Annotated in this window: 12 protein-coding genes; 6 read left to right on the plus strand and 6 right to left on the minus strand. The window is 54.1% G+C overall.

The genetic code is table 11. The features are described 5' to 3' along the window. Complete coding sequence (entC, locus tag C4F37_RS02625) at window positions 1–1,176, minus strand: isochorismate synthase EntC (RefSeq protein ID WP_001298341.1); 1,176 nt, start codon at window positions 1,174–1,176, stop codon at window positions 1–3. A 188-nt stretch (window positions 1,177–1,364) separates the two neighbouring features. On the opposite strand from entC, the gene fepB reads away from it, so the two are divergent. Next, complete coding sequence (fepB, locus tag C4F37_RS02630) at window positions 1,365–2,321, plus strand: Fe2+-enterobactin ABC transporter substrate-binding protein (protein ID WP_001234311.1); 957 nt, start codon at window positions 1,365–1,367, stop codon at window positions 2,319–2,321. 3 nt (window positions 2,322–2,324) lie between these two features. Here fepB and entS read toward each other — a convergent pair whose 3' ends face one another. After that, complete coding sequence (gene entS / locus C4F37_RS02635) at window positions 2,325–3,575, minus strand: enterobactin transporter EntS (RefSeq protein WP_001538441.1); 1,251 nt, start codon at window positions 3,573–3,575, stop codon at window positions 2,325–2,327. Between the two features lie 110 nt (window positions 3,576–3,685). Between entS and fepD the strand changes: the two genes are divergently transcribed. The 3 genes from fepD to fepC are packed head-to-tail and all read left to right on the plus strand — an operon-like array spanning window position 3,686 to window position 6,491. After that, window positions 3,686–4,690, plus strand: a complete 1,005-nt coding sequence (gene fepD / locus C4F37_RS02640) for a Fe(3+)-siderophore ABC transporter permease (protein ID WP_001773877.1) — start codon at window positions 3,686–3,688, stop codon at window positions 4,688–4,690. After that, window positions 4,687–5,679: an iron-enterobactin ABC transporter permease gene (gene fepG / locus C4F37_RS02645; protein ID WP_000640938.1), complete on the plus strand. Its 993-nt coding sequence runs from the start codon at window positions 4,687–4,689 to the stop codon at window positions 5,677–5,679. Before fepD ends, fepG begins: the two co-directional genes overlap by 4 nt. After that, the gene (fepC, locus tag C4F37_RS02650; RefSeq protein WP_000140646.1) at window positions 5,676–6,491 is read left to right on the plus strand and encodes an iron-enterobactin ABC transporter ATP-binding protein; all 816 of its coding nucleotides are present in this window, start codon (window positions 5,676–5,678) and stop codon (window positions 6,489–6,491) included. Before fepG ends, fepC begins: the two co-directional genes overlap by 4 nt. Here fepC and wzz(fepE) read toward each other — a convergent pair. The 4 genes from wzz(fepE) to fes all read right to left on the minus strand — a co-directional run bounded on the left by wzz(fepE) (window position 6,488) and on the right by fes (window position 13,138). Continuing rightward, on the minus strand, window positions 6,488–7,621 hold the full coding sequence (wzz(fepE), locus tag C4F37_RS02655; protein ID WP_001538440.1) for an LPS O-antigen length regulator Wzz(fepE): 1,134 nt from the start codon (window positions 7,619–7,621) through the stop codon (window positions 6,488–6,490). The two genes, fepC and wzz(fepE), sit on opposite strands and share 4 nt — an antisense overlap. Window positions 7,622–7,836: 215 nt before the next feature. Next, a complete protein-coding gene (gene entF, locus C4F37_RS02660; protein WP_001556853.1) occupies window positions 7,837–11,718 on the minus strand; it encodes an enterobactin non-ribosomal peptide synthetase EntF in 3,882 nt (1,293 codons plus the stop codon). Then, complete coding sequence (locus tag C4F37_RS02665; RefSeq protein ID WP_001538438.1) at window positions 11,715–11,933, minus strand: MbtH family protein; 219 nt, start codon at window positions 11,931–11,933, stop codon at window positions 11,715–11,717. Before C4F37_RS02665 ends, entF begins: the two co-directional genes overlap by 4 nt. A gap of 2 nt (window positions 11,934–11,935) precedes the next feature. Further along, a complete protein-coding gene (gene fes, locus C4F37_RS02670) occupies window positions 11,936–13,138 on the minus strand; it encodes an enterochelin esterase (protein ID WP_000125852.1) in 1,203 nt (400 codons plus the stop codon). A 242-nt stretch (window positions 13,139–13,380) separates the two neighbouring features. On the opposite strand from fes, the gene fepA reads away from it, so the two are divergent. After that, window positions 13,381–15,621: a siderophore enterobactin receptor FepA gene (gene fepA / locus C4F37_RS02675; protein ID WP_001034892.1), complete on the plus strand. Its 2,241-nt coding sequence runs from the start codon at window positions 13,381–13,383 to the stop codon at window positions 15,619–15,621. Between the two features lie 174 nt (window positions 15,622–15,795). Continuing rightward, window positions 15,796–16,455: an enterobactin synthase subunit EntD gene (entD, locus tag C4F37_RS02680; protein WP_075210409.1), complete on the plus strand. Its 660-nt coding sequence runs from the start codon at window positions 15,796–15,798 to the stop codon at window positions 16,453–16,455. Window position 16,456 lies beyond the last annotated feature (1 nt).

The following is a 16,456-nucleotide window of genomic DNA, read 5'->3' on the forward strand; positions in this document are numbered from 1 at the left end:
TTAATGCAATCCAAAAACGTTCAACATGGTAGAAAGTTTGACGCCCGTTTCGCGCCACTCACCCAACGGTGAGGACGCAGGCACAATCCCCGCTCCGGCAAACAGACGCACCTGATTTTCCCGCAGCTTCGCGCAGCGGATGGTCACCACCCATTCACCGTTACCTTCGCTGTCACACCAACCCACAATGCCGCCAAACAGTTCGCGGTCGAACGGCTCCAGTTCAGCAATAACCTGAGTCGCGGCCTGATGCGGGAAACCGCTCAGCGCGGGGGTCGGATGCAGCAGACAAGCCAAAGTCAGTGCGTTTTCTTGCGAATTCGCTTTACCTTCAAAGGGAGTTGCGAGATGCCACAGCGTCGGCGTGGTAATCAATTGTGGAGAGGAGGGAACGTGTAACTCACTACTGCGTTTGCGCAGTACCTCTTTCATCGCCTGAGTCACCAGTTCATGTTCATGGCGATCTTTTTCTGACGCCAGCAGACGATTACCCGCTTCGCGATCGAGCACTTCATCCGGCTGACGACGCGCGGAACCGGCTAACGGAATGGAGCTAAAACGCTCGCCGTCTTTACGTAGCAGCAGTTCCGGGCTGGCCCCCAGCAGAACGCCACCATCAGCCAACGGAACATGGAAGTTGTAACTAACCGGGTTTTGCGCAATCAACCGTTCCAGCAATACGCCACTATCAATGGCGGCGTCAGTAGTGATATCAATCAACCGTGACAACACCACTTTGTCGACCTGCGGCGTGGCGGTAAGTGCGGCAGCACGGGCAACCATCTGTTCAAACGTGGTTTGTTCCGGAATGGCCTGACGTTCCACCACGTTCAGCGACTGGCTGCGGGTGAAACGGCGTGCGGAAGCTTGTTTTTCCTGACGGGAGAACGACTGCCAGGATTCGGGAATATACAGCGACGAAGGCTGACGTGGATCGAAGGGAATCGCCCCGACCATCACCGGATTTTTGATGCCCTGCGCTTTGGCATCGGCAAACAACGCGGCGAGTTTTTGCTGGAAGGGACTGTCGGGCGAATCCCCGTTCACAGCCGGTTCATCGAAGCGGGCGAAACATCCTGACGTCGTAAAACTGCGGTACGGCGACATAAAGAAAAAGCGATTGGGCGCAAGTGTTGCCATGGTCTGCTGTACTTCCTCAGCCAGTGACGTATCCATATCATCCTCCACAAAATGATAAAGGCTTTAATAATGATTATCATTTATATTTTCGGTCGCTAACCTAAAAGCAAACGCGCACTATGTCAACTCTTGAGGTAACGCAATCTGCAACTCGGGGTTGCATCTGGTTGTGGTTACAATGAAAATGAGAAGCATTAACTTCATTAATAACAGGAAGCTGACTTGTGAGACTCGCCCCGCTCTACCGCAACGCCCTTCTATTAACAGGACTTTTGCTTTCAGGAATAGCCGCAGTTCAGGCCGCCGACTGGCCGCGTCAGATTACTGACAGCCGTGGCACTCATACCCTGGAAAGCCAGCCGCAGCGTATAGTTTCCACCAGCGTCACCCTGACCGGCTCACTGCTGGCGATTGATGCTCCGGTGATCGCCAGCGGCGCGACCACGCCAAATAACCGCGTCGCGGATGACCAGGGCTTTTTACGCCAGTGGAGCAAGGTGGCGAAAGAACGCAAACTGCAACGGCTCTATATCGGCGAACCGAGTGCAGAAGCCGTTGCCGCGCAAATGCCGGATCTGATTTTAATTAGCGCAACCGGCGGCGATTCGGCGCTGGCGCTGTACGATCAGCTTTCTACCATCGCCCCAACATTAATCATCAATTACGACGACAAAAGCTGGCAGTCGCTGTTAACGCAGCTTGGCGAAATTACCGGGCATGAGAAACAAGCGGCAGAGCGGATTGCACAGTTTGATAAGCAACTGGCGGCGGCGAAAGAGCAAATCAAATTACCGCCGCAGCCGGTCACTGCCATCGTCTATACCGCCGCTGCACACAGTGCCAATCTCTGGACGCCGGAATCAGCACAAGGGCAGATGCTGGAACAACTCGGCTTTACGCTGGCGAAGTTGCCCGCAGGCTTAAACGCCAGCCAAAGCCAGGGCAAACGCCATGACATCATTCAGCTTGGTGGAGAAAATCTGGCTGCAGGGTTAAATGGCGAGTCACTATTCCTGTTCGCCGGTGATCAGAAAGACGCCGATGCTATTTATGCTAATCCGCTGCTCGCGCACCTGCCTGCAGTACAAAACAAGCAGGTTTATGCGCTGGGAACCGAGACGTTCCGCCTGGATTACTACAGCGCCATGCAAGTGCTGGATAGACTTAAGGCGCTGTTTTAAGCATTAACTGTCGGACGCTGTCACCTGCGGCGGCGTCTGGCGAAAACGTCGCAACTCCACCAGCACCAGCAGCAACAACACGCCGATAATCAACAAACCAAAACCGCTCGCGCTTGCGGAAGCAACCGGTGTCATCATCGCTCCCAAACCGCCCAGCAGCGCCGCGCCTATGGCATCGCCCGTCACGTTTTGCGCCGTCCACAAACCGTTAATCCGCCCTAACATCGCTTCCGGGGTTTGCGTTTGCAGCATTGTATATTGCAGCAACGAACTAACCGCGCTCAGCCAGCCGAACAGCGCCAGACAAACCACGCCTAAAATCCACATCGGCATCAGGCCAAACAGACCAATGGCGAGGAACGCCCCCAATGTGGAGAGCAACATCAACAGACCTGGCCGTACGCTATGCGCCAGTTTTCCACTGGTTAACGCGCCAATAGCCGCACCGAGCGGGATTGCCGCATAGAGAAAGCCAATTTGCGCCGCCGACATCTGCCAGTTGTCAGCCAGCGCCGGATACAGTACCCGCACCGCGCTCGCCATCGTCAATAAACCCCCCAGCAACGCAATCCCTCCCACCAGCGGGCTGGCGAGTAGAAAACGAAATCCTGCCAGTAATGATTTCAACGGATGCTCACGCGGCTGCGGCGGTGGTGGCAACGCCGGAAGGCTTAACAACGGTAGCATGGTAATAAATGTGCCCGCCGCCGCCAGCCCGTAGTTCCAGGCTACGCCTCCGGTCGCCAGCAGTAAACCGCCAATCATGGGCGAAATCACCGATCCCAGACGCACAGTCAACATAGTGATCGCCCCGGCCTGCATTAAGTTTTCACGCCCTACCAGTGCAGGTGTCGCCGCCAGTAGCGCCGTAACGCCAAGTGATGCGAAAAAACCATCCCATAAACCAAGTAAATAGATTGCCAGCAATGACGGCTCCGGCAGCAGCGCGTTCAGGCACAGTCCAATGAAGCCAATGCCACAGGTGCCGCGCGCCAGCAAAATCACTTTTTTACGCTCATAGCGATCCGCCAGCACACCGCCGACCATCAGGCCAACAAACATCGCGCCGCCGGTCAGCGTCACCGAAAGCCCCACCTGCCAGGTGGAATGCGTCATCATCTGGATCTGCACCGGCACCGCGACGCCGAGCAAACCCAGAGAAACAATTGAGATAAAACGAGCGAGGAATACTGCGCGAAACGCCGGGTGCGTTTTCAACAGGCTGAGGTTAAGCAGCCAGGATTGTTTATTCATTACAATGCCTTGCCATCAAATATTTTAAATACCTATTCTTAGGCTGCACATGCTAACATATCCAAATAAGATCGATAACGATAATTAATTTCATTATCATGGAAGTTCGTATGTCTGGTTCTGTTGCCGTGACACGCGCCATTGCCGTGCCCGGATTGCTGTTATTACTGATTATCGCGACGGCATTAAGCCTGCTCATTGGGGCAAAATCACTCCCCGCTTCCGTAGCGCTGGAGGCCTTCTCCGGCACCTGCCAGAGCGCCGACTGCACCATCGTGCTCGACGCACGACTGCCGCGCACCCTTGCCGGTTTACTGGCAGGCGGTGCGCTTGGCCTTGCCGGGGCGTTAATGCAAACCCTCACCCGAAACCCACTTGCCGATCCTGGTTTGCTTGGCGTGAACGCCGGTGCCAGTTTTGCCATTGTGCTGGGTGCGGCGCTGTTTGGTTACTCTTCCGCACAGGAACAACTGGCGATGGCCTTCGCCGGGGCGCTGGTGGCCTCGTTGATTGTTGCCTTTACCGGCAGTCAGGGCGGCGGGCAGTTAAGTCCGGTGCGTTTAACCCTGGCAGGCGTGGCGCTGGCGGCGGTGCTGGAAGGGCTGACCAGCGGCATCGCCCTGCTTAATCCCGACGTCTACGATCAACTGCGTTTCTGGCAAGCCGGTTCGCTGGATATTCGCAATCTACATACCTTAAAAGTGGTGCTGATCCCGGTGCTTACCGCTGGAGCAACTGCGCTATTACTGAGCCGCGCGCTGAACAGTTTAAGCCTTGGCAGTGACACCGCGACGGCACTGGGCAGTCGCGTAGCGCGCACACAGTTGATTGGTCTGCTGGCAATTACCGTGCTTTGTGGTAGTGCGACGGCGGTAGTTGGCCCGATTGCCTTTATTGGCCTGATGATGCCGCACATGGCGCGCTGGCTGGTAGGTGCCGATCATCGCTGGTCGCTGCCCGTCACGCTACTCGCTACCCCTGCCCTGCTGCTGTTTGCCGATATCATTGGGCGGGTGATTGTTCCCGGCGAACTGCGCGTTTCTGTAGTCAGTGCCTTTATTGGCGCACCAGTGCTGATCTTCCTCGTACGACGTAAAACGCGAGGTGGCGCATGATTTACGTCTCTCGCCGATTAATTATCACCTGTCTGCTGTTGCTAATAGCTTGTGTGATGGCAGGCGTGTGGGGATTACGTAGCGGTGCCGTCACGCTGGAAACTTCGCAGGTATTCGCCGCGTTGATGGGCGACACGCCGCGCAGTATGACGATGGTGGTCACCGAATGGCGTTTACCACGCGTGCTGATGGCGCTGTTGATTGGCGCGGCGCTGGGCGTCAGCGGCGCGATTTTTCAGTCGCTGATGCGTAACCCGCTCGGCAGCCCTGACGTAATGGGCTTTAACACCGGGGCGTGGAGCGGCGTGCTGGTGGCGATGGTGCTGTTTGGTCAGGACCTGACGGCTATCGCGCTGGCAGCAATGGTAGGCGGCATTGTCACTTCGCTGTTGGTCTGGCTGCTCGCCTGGCGTAACGGTATCGACACCTTTCGGTTGATTATTATCGGTATCGGTGTTCGCGCCATGCTGGTGGCCTTTAATACCTGGCTGTTGCTGAAAGCGTCTTTAGAAACGGCGCTAACAGCGGGTTTGTGGAATGCCGGATCGCTCAATGGCCTGACGTGGGCAAAAACCTCGCCTTCCGCACCCATCATTATATTAATGTTAATTGCCGCCGCCTTGCTGGTGCGGCGAATGCGCTTGCTGGAAATGGGCGATGATACCGCATGTGCGCTGGGCGTCAGCGTCGAACGTTCGCGACTGTTAATGATGCTGGTCGCCGTAGTGCTTACCGCAGCTGCCACTGCCCTAGCGGGGCCAATTTCCTTTATTGCTTTAGTCGCGCCACACATTGCCCGCCGCATCAGTGGCACCGCTCGCTGGGGGCTGACCCAGGCGGCGCTGTGCGGGGCGTTGTTACTGCTGGTGGCCGATCTCTGCGCCCAACAACTGTTTATGCCGTATCAACTTCCGGTTGGCGTCGTTACCGTCAGCCTCGGCGGTATTTACCTTATCGTCTTGTTAATTCAGGAGTCTCGCAAAAAATGACCGAATCAGTAGCCCGTTTGCGCGGCGAACAGTTAACCCTCGGATATGGCAAATATACCGTTGCGGAAAATCTGACTGTAGAAATACCTGATGGTCACTTCACGGCAATTATCGGGCCAAATGGCTGCGGTAAATCCACGTTACTGCGTACCTTAAGCCGCCTGATGACGCCTGCTCACGGGCATGTCTGGCTGGATGGCGAGCACATTCAACATTACGCCAGTAAAGAGGTTGCACGCCGGATTGGTCTGTTGGCGCAAAATGCTACCACACCGGGCGATATCACCGTGCAGGAGCTGGTGGCGCGTGGGCGTTACCCGCATCAACCGCTGTTTACCCGCTGGCGGAAAGAAGATGAAGAGGCAGTCACAAAAGCGATGCAGGCCACGGGAATAACTCATCTGGCGGATCAAAGCGTGGACACCCTTTCTGGCGGACAACGCCAGCGAGCGTGGATCGCTATGGTGCTGGCCCAGGAAACGGCAATTATGCTGCTCGATGAACCCACGACCTGGCTGGATATCAGTCATCAGATTGATTTGCTGGAACTGTTAAGCGAACTGAACCGCGAGAAAGGCTATACCCTGGCGGCGGTGCTGCACGATCTTAATCAGGCCTGTCGTTACGCCAGCCATTTGATTGCATTGCGGGAAGGGAAAATTGTTGCTCAGGGAGCACCGAAGGAGATTGTCACTGCTGAACTGATCGAGCGCATTTATGGTCTGCGCTGCATGATTATTGACGATCCGGTTGCCGGAACGCCGCTCGTGGTGCCGCTCGGACGAACGGCACCTTCAACCGCAAAGATTTAAACTAAGTGGTCTGCCATCATGGCATCCTGTTTTCTGGATGCCATCGCATGGCGCAACAGCACACCACCACAAGCCACCATCCCGCCGATCAACGCGGAAAGGATCACAATAATCGACTTACCCGGACCGTCTTTTTTTACTGGCAATGACGGTCTTAACTGATATTTAAACGGCGTAAAATTCACATCGTTGATATTTGCTTTTGTTAACTGCTCAACAAGATACTGGCGATTACGTAATTCGCCGTTCAGTTCCGCAACGTCAGTAACCGCTTTTTCAATTTCCAGTTTGCGTTCAATACCGTCAGCACCGAGAGAAATAGAGAAATCGGGGTCATCTTTAACGGCCTGACCATTACTGTATACGGGCTTTTTAATTCCTGCCGCGTTGGCAATGTCGAGTGAATAATTGAGGCGCTGAATGTTTGCATCAAGTTGATTTTTCGTTTTAATGCGATCCTGAGCCAGTTTTTCTTTTTCAAACTGGGTTTTGATCTCCAGTTTATTACGGACGTTTTCTATCGACTCTTTCACCACCAACGCAGAGATATAATCGATATACCCGCTCAAAACGGTCTGCGCCTCTTCACTGGTTGGCGCGGTAAAACTTAGCGTCCAGGAGGTATACAGTGACGGTTCATCTTTTTTCTTACTGGCATTGTCATCAACCGCTTTCATTTTTTCGCTCAATGCGACAATTGCGCGATGCAAATCCAGTTCGTCGATTTTCGCCTCTTTTAATTGGTCCATTACATAAGGTGATGAGCGCAGGTACTCTTCTAGTAAGCTAACAGACTGAAACTTCTTGATAAACAGGTTAAATGCTTCTGTACGATCAATTTTGATATCCAGATCCAGCACACGAAGCTTAGTGAATGTTTTCTCCAGCTCTTGCCACTGAACAGGTTCTGGAGGCGTGACAACCGCCGCGCTAGTCCATTTTTGCGGCAGGATGAAAGAGATCAGCAAGCCTGCGCAGGCAAACGCAAAAACGACCGCCATGACCGTTTTTTTGGCCCGCCATAAAACTTCAATTAGACTAAGTAAATCAATTTCATTATTACTGGGCGACGCCAGAGGATACTCGGGAAAATGAGCTTCACTTCCCTGTTTAATATTCAGTGATGACATGGGGTATAACCTGAAAATGAGTCCAATAAGAGTAAATCTCCACGGCCCCCACTCTACCAGTTGGTGAGATTTATCCGAAGCTGAAGTTTGTAAATTACTCCCACTGAATGCAACATTCACTCTATTTCAGAGAAATACCCACCAAATTTATAAATTAAACAAATGATAAACCCATAATTATTTTCTGTAATTATGGGTTTATAGATAATATAAATTTACTTATTTAGCGTCGCACGAATAATCGGCCCAATTTTTTCAAACGCCACCGGAGAGATAATATCCACATGCGCACAATCCTGACGATAGATATCCAGCTCAGCAATCCACGGTGCCCAGGCCTGTTCAGGAGTCATACCTTCCTGAAGCGTGCGTTCGGCAACAAATAGCGTCGCTTTACCATCAAACGCTACGCTATGAGCTGTCGTCAGCAGGCGCACAGCATCAGCGTAGTTGCCTTCAATGGTGGTAAACAACTCCGTTGAAGTACTTCCCTGCTGTGCCGCCAGGAAGGCTTCGCGCTCGCGGTTAATCTCCGCCAGCACTTCCGGGTCCAGACCATTGGCTTCTTTTTCCTGCCAGTTTTGCGTTTCTGGCGGCCAGGTATCCAGCAAGCCAAGAAATGCCACCTGTTCGCCACGGGCACGCAGTCGCGCCGCAATGCCCTGCGCCAGCGTACCGCCAAGTGAATAACCCAGCAGGTAATATGGGCCGTGCGGTTGTTGTTCAAGTAAGGTTGCCAGATGCGCTTCGCAGACTTCATCCTGGCTTGCCGCCGTCTGCATGGGGCCATGAGGGCGCGGCGACTGAATGCCGATAATCGACCATTGTGGATCGAGATAACGCGAGAGCACGCTGAACTGCCAGGCAAAACCGGATGCCGGATGGAAACAAAACAGCGTCGGGCCATTACCTTCACGCAACGGCAGAATGGTTTCGAATCCCATGCGCTGGGTGCTGTCTTCTTCACCATCAATAATCGTTGCCAGTTTGGCGACAGTTGACGCGACCATCACCTGACCCGGCGTCACCTGACGGGCAAACTGCCGACTTAACTGCGCTGCCAGTTTCATTGCCAGTAGCGAATGACCGCCAAGCGCAAAGAAATCAGCATCGGCATCCTGCACGTCACAACCCAGTAACGACGAGAATGCCGCGGCGATAATCGTTTCACTGCCCGCTTTCGGCGCACGCCCCGGCGCTTGTGCCTTCAGTTCAGGCAACGGTAAGGCTTTGCGATCCAGCTTGCCGTTGGCGCTAAGTGGTAACTGTGGAAGTTGCAGCAGAACCACCGGTACCATATGTGGTGGTAATGTTTCACGAAGCTGCGCCTGTAATGCGCTGGTATCCAACGGCAGACCTGATTGCGACACCAGATAGCCCACCAACTGACGCGCATCACCACCAGTGGCTGCCGCCTGGTTAATCACACAGGCGTGGGTAACGGCCTGTTCGACATCCGGCAGTGCCTGCATCACGCGATCGATTTCGCCCAGTTCAATACGCTGCCCGCGAATTTTTAGCTGATCGTCACTGCGCCCGAGGTACTCCACCGCGCCGTTATCCAGCCAGCGGGCAACGTCTCCGGTACGGTACATCCGTTCGCCAGGGGCAAAAGGATCGGCAATAAAGCGGCTGGCGGTCAGATCGGGTCGTCCAAGATACCCCTGCGCCAGTTGAATACCGGTGAGATAGAGATCTCCCGCCACACCCGGCGGCACCGGATGCATCATCGCATCGAGAATGCGCAGGCCCGTATTCCACACCGGATAACCAATCGGCACACTGCTGCCGCGCACCTCTGCCAGTTCCTCGCCAAAAGCCGGATACCAACTGACATCTACCGCCGCTTCCGTCGGGCCATATAGATTATGCAACGGCGCGCCGGTTAACTGTTGCCATTCGCGGCATAAATCAGCCGGTAAGGCTTCACCACTACAGAAAACCTGTTTCAACGTCGCGCAACTCTGGCGAGCGGTTTGCGGCGTCAGCGATGCAACAAATGCCGCCAGCATCGACGGCACAAAGTGCGTGGTCGTTACGCCATATTCGGCAAAGAATTGCTGCATAGCGAGCGGGTCGCGGTGCGCTTCCGGTTCAGCCATCACCAGTTTTGCCCCGGCAATAAATGGCCAGAAAAACTCCCACACCGAGACATCAAAACTGCACGGCGTTTTTTGGGCAACGACATCTTCGCCTGTAAGCGGGTAATGGTTTTGCATCCAAAGCAGGCGATTAACGATAGCCGTCTGCCCGACCATTACCCCTTTTGGTCTGCCGGTGGAACCGGAGGTGAAGATGATATAAGCCGTGTGGTGCGGTTGTGAAAGCTGCAGCGGCGCACTGCCCTGCGGTGTAAGCGGGGCGTTATAGCAAAGGCTGGTTAAATTAGGGATATCGCTAAAGCGCGGCAGTTGATCGTCAGTGGTGATTAACAGCGACGGACGCGCATCTTCCAGCATCATTTTCAGGCGATCGTCCGGATAGCCGGTATCCAACGGTAACCAGGCCGCACCAGCTTCAACTATCGCATGTAGCGCCAGGGTCAAAAAGACCGAGCGCGGTAGAGCCACCGCCACGCTGTCGCCCGGTTTAACGCCGCGCTCACGCAGCAGATTCGCCAGCGCCACCACCTGCTCGCGCATTTCCCGATAGCTGAACTGGTAACGCGCATCTGCCAGCGCCGGAGCATCCGGTGTTTTTGCAGCTTGTTCTGCCACCAGCGCGCTCAGCGTGGTTTCTGGAATCTCAATCTGAGTGGCGTTGATCTGCGCCAGCTGCGCATACTCACCTGGCAGCATAATATCGACATCGCCGCACAACAGCGCCGGATCCGCGGCGAACTGCGCAATCAGCATTTTCAGGCGTTCAGCGTGTTGAATTAACGTTGGCTCATCGTAACGCTGTTTATTGGCGAGGATTTCAATACTCAAATCACCGTGTTCATCCGGGAACAGGGCCAGTTCAAGGTCATTAACCGGACCGGTTGCCAGGGTATGGGTTTGCGCCTGAACACCAGGAATATCCAGTTGGTAATCAAATACCTTGATATTGAGTACCGGACCGAACAGCGGTTCCTCTCCTGCCGCTCGCCCGCTGTCACGGACAATTTGTTCGGCATCGTAACGTTGATGGCGACGCATTTTTTTCAGTTGAGCCGCCAGTCGGGTTGCCAGTTGCGGCAGCGTTTCTTGCGCCGTAATGTGAATACCCAACGGCAAAACGTTGAGCACGGGTCCGGTAGCCGTCAGCGCCGCCGAGCCCAGTCGACGCATAAAGATAAATCCGGCAGCGTAGTCCATGCGGTTGCACAATCGCCCCAGCCACAAAGCTGCCAACGCAAGGGCTAAATCGGTACGCTGCACACCTGAAAGTTGCGTAGCCAGCTGGCGGAATTCCCCGTCGGTAAATTCCAGTTTCAGGCGCAAAATATCTGCCGAAGCGCTGCGCCCCGGTAAAGGTGCCGGAGAAAGTGACGCGGGCGGTGGCAGTTGACGACGCTGTTCCGCCCAGAATGCCGCATCACGCTGCCAGGCTTCACTTTCGCGGTACTGCTGATACTCTTCCACTACATCAGCGAAAGGCGTAAACGGCGAAGCAGGCGTTGGTTCGCCACGCAGCCATGCGCAGTAAATATTGGCGATCTGGCGTGTAATGGCCGGGAAACTGAAGCCATCGACCAGCAAATGGTGATAACGCTGATACCAGTACCAGCGGTTATCCGCCACCTGTATCAGCTGATGAAAGACCAGTGGTTTACCACTATCGACGCGCAGATCTTGTTGCAAATCCGCCTGCATTAATGCCCGCGCAGTACCGTGCGGATCAATGTTGGTTCGCAGGTCGATAATTTCTGGCAGTTCGAACGTCTGCGCATCATCGACCCACTGCCAGACTTCGCCGTTATCTTCCGTAAAACGCATCCGCAACGTATCTGCTTGCGCTAGTCCGGCAACCACCGCGCGGGCCAGTAGTGGCGCATCAACCTCTCCGGTTAACTCAACGTAATGCGCCACGCTCCAGGCGGAGGGTAAATCCGACAGTTTTTCTGCCATCCAGATGCCGGGCTGTGCGGCGACCAAAGGTAAATGCTGGCTCATTGTGCCTCCTGCAACTGGATGAAATTCGCCGGTGTCAGAGTACGCCAGTGGGCTTCCAGCCACTGCTGGCAGGACGCCTGTGACTGCGACTGACACACAACGTCCCAGCCTGCCGGTAAGGCGCATTGTTGCGGCCACAGACTGAATTGCCCCTGCGCATTGCGCAAAATGTAAAACGCTCCCTGTGGATCATCGAAGGGATTACTGAATGCCATATTCAACTCCTGTCATGGAAAAGTGGTTGCCAGAGGTCGATTAGCCCCTGCATCAAGCCACCGCGCCAACAAAGCGCATCATGTCCGCCGTCAACCTGACGCCAGAAAATGGATTCTTTTAGGGGGTGTAATTGCGCATACAGCGCCTGATTGGCCTGCATGATCATCGGCTCGCGAACACCCGCTTCCAGCACAATGCGCAGACCTTCGGCGCTAACTTCACCAGTATTTAGCTGTTCAAGTAACATGCCCTCTTGGTGCCCGCCCCGATGCGGCCACCAGTACGAACCTGACTGGCTTAATACACAGCCAAAGCGTTCAGGCCAGTGCAGTCCGGCATACAGCGCGGAAAGCCCACCAAAACTCTGTCCGGCGACCACGGTGCGATCGGCGCGATCGCTAAAAGGGGCAATAGCTTTCACCTGGGGTAATAACTCTTGCTGTACTGCCAGCCAGAAATCCGCATTACACGGCAGTTCGTGGGCGCGGTGCGTGGTGTCGATAGCGTCGATCAACACATACACGGCGGGCGGAAGTTGCCGACGATGGGTCAGCGAAGTCAGCGCAGGCCAGACGGGCATACTCTGCGCCCAAAATTCGCCATCAAGCAAAACTGCCAGCGGGCGTTCTTCTGCTGTTGCATCGCCGGTGGTAAAAATCCATACACGGCGTGAATTTTTCAACCGTTCACTTTTCCAGATAATTTCTTTGGCAGGCGTTTCTGGCGCTTGCGGACAATCCCATCCCGGTTGCAGAGACGCTTGCGGCATTTCGAGTGCAGAAACAGCGTGCCCTCGCCCGCCTTTCCAGCTTTGTGGATTCAGCGGATCGGCTATCGCCTGGGGTAATAGTTTTCGCCAGCCTTCGCGTAATTCGAGGCGATCGGGGGATGGTGCAGAAAAAATGTCATCGCGTTCAGTAGGAATAAAGCAGTAGCTGCCACGCCAGTTGGCATTGAGTTGTGTCGTCCACTGCCAAACATCGGTTCCTGCAATTCGCTGCATCGACCGGGGCTGGCTGTTCTGATGGTGATCGGTCACGCCAGTGATATAGACCCATACGCGCTTTATCGTCGAGTATTCTTCAGAACCCTGGGGATCACGCCACCAGAAAGTGACCTCAAACATTTCGTCATTCAGACGTTGCCATTCCGGGCCATGTTTCGACTGCCACCAGCTCTCACTTCCTACTTTTAACGCCGTCACACCATAACCCCATGTTTACTGTGCAATTTTTTATTGATTGCAGAAATATATTGATAATATTATTGATAACTATTTGCATTTGCAATAGCGTAATGGCGCGCCGTGGGAAGCGCGGACATTAATTAATCAGCTGCACTGCGTGTCTTTCAGGATCAAAGGTTTTCGCGGTAGCGGGATGCGTCGTGTTGATGACGACCATGCCCGACAGTTGCAATTCGTGGCAAAAATGCAGGAATAAAACAATGAACAAGAAGATTCATTCCCTGGCCTTGTTGGTCAATCTGGGGATTTATGGGGTAGCACAGGCACAAGAGCCGACCGATACTCCTGTTTCACATGACGATACTATTGTTGTTACCGCCGCCGAGCAGAACTTGCAGGCACCTGGCGTTTCGACCATCACCGCAGATGAAATCCGCAAAAACCCGGTTGCCCGCGATGTATCGGAGATCATTCGTACCATGCCTGGCGTTAACCTGACCGGTAACTCCACCAGTGGTCAGCGTGGTAATAACCGCCAGATTGATATTCGCGGCATGGGTCCGGAAAACACGCTGATTTTGATTGACGGCAAGCCGGTAAGCAGCCGTAACTCTGTGCGTCAGGGCTGGCGTGGCGAGCGCGATACCCGTGGTGATACCTCCTGGGTGCCGCCTGAAATGATTGAACGTATTGAAGTTCTACGTGGTCCGGCAGCTGCGCGTTATGGCAACGGCGCGGCGGGCGGCGTGGTTAACATCATTACCAAAAAAGGCAGTGGTGAGTGGCACGGCTCCTGGGATGCTTATTTCAATGCGCCAGAACATAAAGAGGAAGGTGCCACCAAACGCACCAACTTCAGCCTGACCGGTCCGCTGGGCGACGAATTCAGCTTCCGCTTGTATGGCAACCTCGACAAAACCCAGGCTGACGCGTGGGATATCAACCAGGGCCATCAGTCCGCGCGTGCCGGAACGTATGCCACGACGTTACCAGCCGGGCGCGAAGGGGTGATCAACAAAGATATTAATGGCGTGGTGCGCTGGGACTTCGCGCCTCTGCAGTCACTCGAACTGGAAGCGGGCTACAGCCGCCAGGGTAACCTGTATGCGGGTGATACGCAGAACACCAACTCTGACGCTTACACTCGCTCGAAATATGGCGATGAAACCAACCGCCTGTATCGCCAGAACTACTCGCTGACCTGGAACGGTGGCTGGGATAACGGCGTGACCACCAGCAACTGGGTGCAGTACGAACACACCCGTAACTCGCGTATTCCGGAAGGTCTGGCGGGCGGTACCGAAGGGAAATTTAACGAAAAAGCGGCACAGGATTTTGTAGATATCGATCTTGATGACGTGATGCTGCACAGCGAAGTTAACCTGCCGATTGATTTCCTCGTTAACCAAACGCTGACGCTGGGTACAGAGTGGAATCAGCAACGGATGAAGGACTTGAGTTCCAACACCCAGGCACTGACCGGAACGAATACCGGCGGTGCTATTGATGGCGTGAGTGCCACCGACCGTAGCCCATATTCAAAAGCAGAAATTTTCTCGCTGTTTGCCGAAAACAATATGGAGCTGACTGACAGCACCATCGTAACGCCGGGGCTGCGTTTCGATCATCACAGTATTGTCGGCAATAACTGGAGCCCGGCGCTGAACATATCGCAAGGTTTAGGCGATGACTTCACGCTCAAAATGGGCATCGCCCGCGCTTATAAAGCGCCGAGTCTGTACCAGACTAACCCAAACTACATTCTCTACAGTAAAGGTCAGGGCTGCTATGCCAGCGCGGGCGGCTGCTATCTGCAAGGTAACGATGACCTGAAAGCGGAAACCAGCATCAACAAAGAGATTGGTCTGGAGTTCAAACGCGACGGTTGGCTGGCGGGCGTGACCTGGTTCCGTAACGATTATCGCAATAAGATTGAAGCGGGCTATGTAGCTGTAGGGCAAAACGCAGTCGGCACCGATCTCTATCAGTGGGATAACGTGCCGAAAGCGGTGGTTGAAGGTCTGGAAGGATCGTTAAACGTACCGGTTAGCGAAACGGTGATGTGGACCAATAACATCACTTATATGCTGAAGAGTGAAAACAAAACCACGGGCGACCGTTTGTCGATCATCCCGGAGTATACGTTGAACTCAACGCTGAGCTGGCAGGCACGGGAAGATTTGTCGATGCAAACGACCTTCACCTGGTACGGCAAACAGCAGCCGAAGAAGTACAACTATAAAGGTCAGCCAGCGGTTGGACCGGAAACCAAAGAAATCAGTCCGTACAGCATTGTTGGCCTGAGCGCGACCTGGGATGTGACCAAGAATGTCAGTCTGACCGGCGGCGTGGACAACCTGTTCGACAAACGTTTGTGGCGTGCGGGTAATGCCCAGACCACGGGCGATCTGGCAGGAGCCAACTATATCGCAGGTGCCGGGGCGTATACCTATAACGAGCCGGGACGTACGTGGTATATGAGCATTAATACTCACTTCTGAAGCTAACGTCAGATTGTTGACAAAGTGCGCGTAGTTCATGCCGGATGCGGCGTGAACGCCTTATCCGGCCTACAAAAATCTTGCCAATTCAATATATTGCAGGACCACGTAGGCCTGATAAGCGTAGCGCATCAGGCAGTTTTGCGTTTGTCATCATTCTCTAATATGGTTGACATGAAAACTACGCATACCTCCCTCCCCTTTGCCGGACATACGCTGCATTTTGTTGAGTTTGATCCGGCGAGTTTTCGCGAGCAGGATTTACTCTGGCTGCCGCACTACGCACAACTTCAACACGCTGGACGTAAACGTAAAACAGAGCATTTAGCCGGACGGATTGCCGCCGTTCATGCTTTACGAGAGTATGGTTTGAAAGGCGTACCTGCAATTGATCATCATCGCCAACCTGTCTGGCCTGCGGGGGTATACGGCAGCATTAGTCACTGTGGGACTACGGCATTAGCCGTGGTATCTCGTCAACCAATTGGCATTGATATTGAAGAAATTTTTTCTGCACAAACCGCAGGGGAATTGACAGACAACATTATTACGGCAGCAGAACACGAGCAACTCGCAGGCTGCGGTTTAGCCTTTTCTCTGGCGCTGACACTGGCATTTTCCGCCAAAGAAAGCGCATTTAAGGCAAGTGAGATCCAAACTGATGCCGGTTTTCTGCACTACCAAATTGGCAATTGTCAGCATCAACAGATGACGATAAGCGGGCCGAATGGCGACCATATCGTGCAGTGGTTAGTAAGGGGTAATAATGTTATTACCTTGTGCCTGGCAGATAAACACCCGCACACAGCCGCATGCGGGTTATCTGGCGGGTAAT

The sequence above is a fragment of the Escherichia sp. R1 genome, from assembly GCF_003000935.1.
GTDB classification, from domain to species: domain Bacteria; phylum Pseudomonadota; class Gammaproteobacteria; order Enterobacterales; family Enterobacteriaceae; genus Escherichia; species Escherichia coli.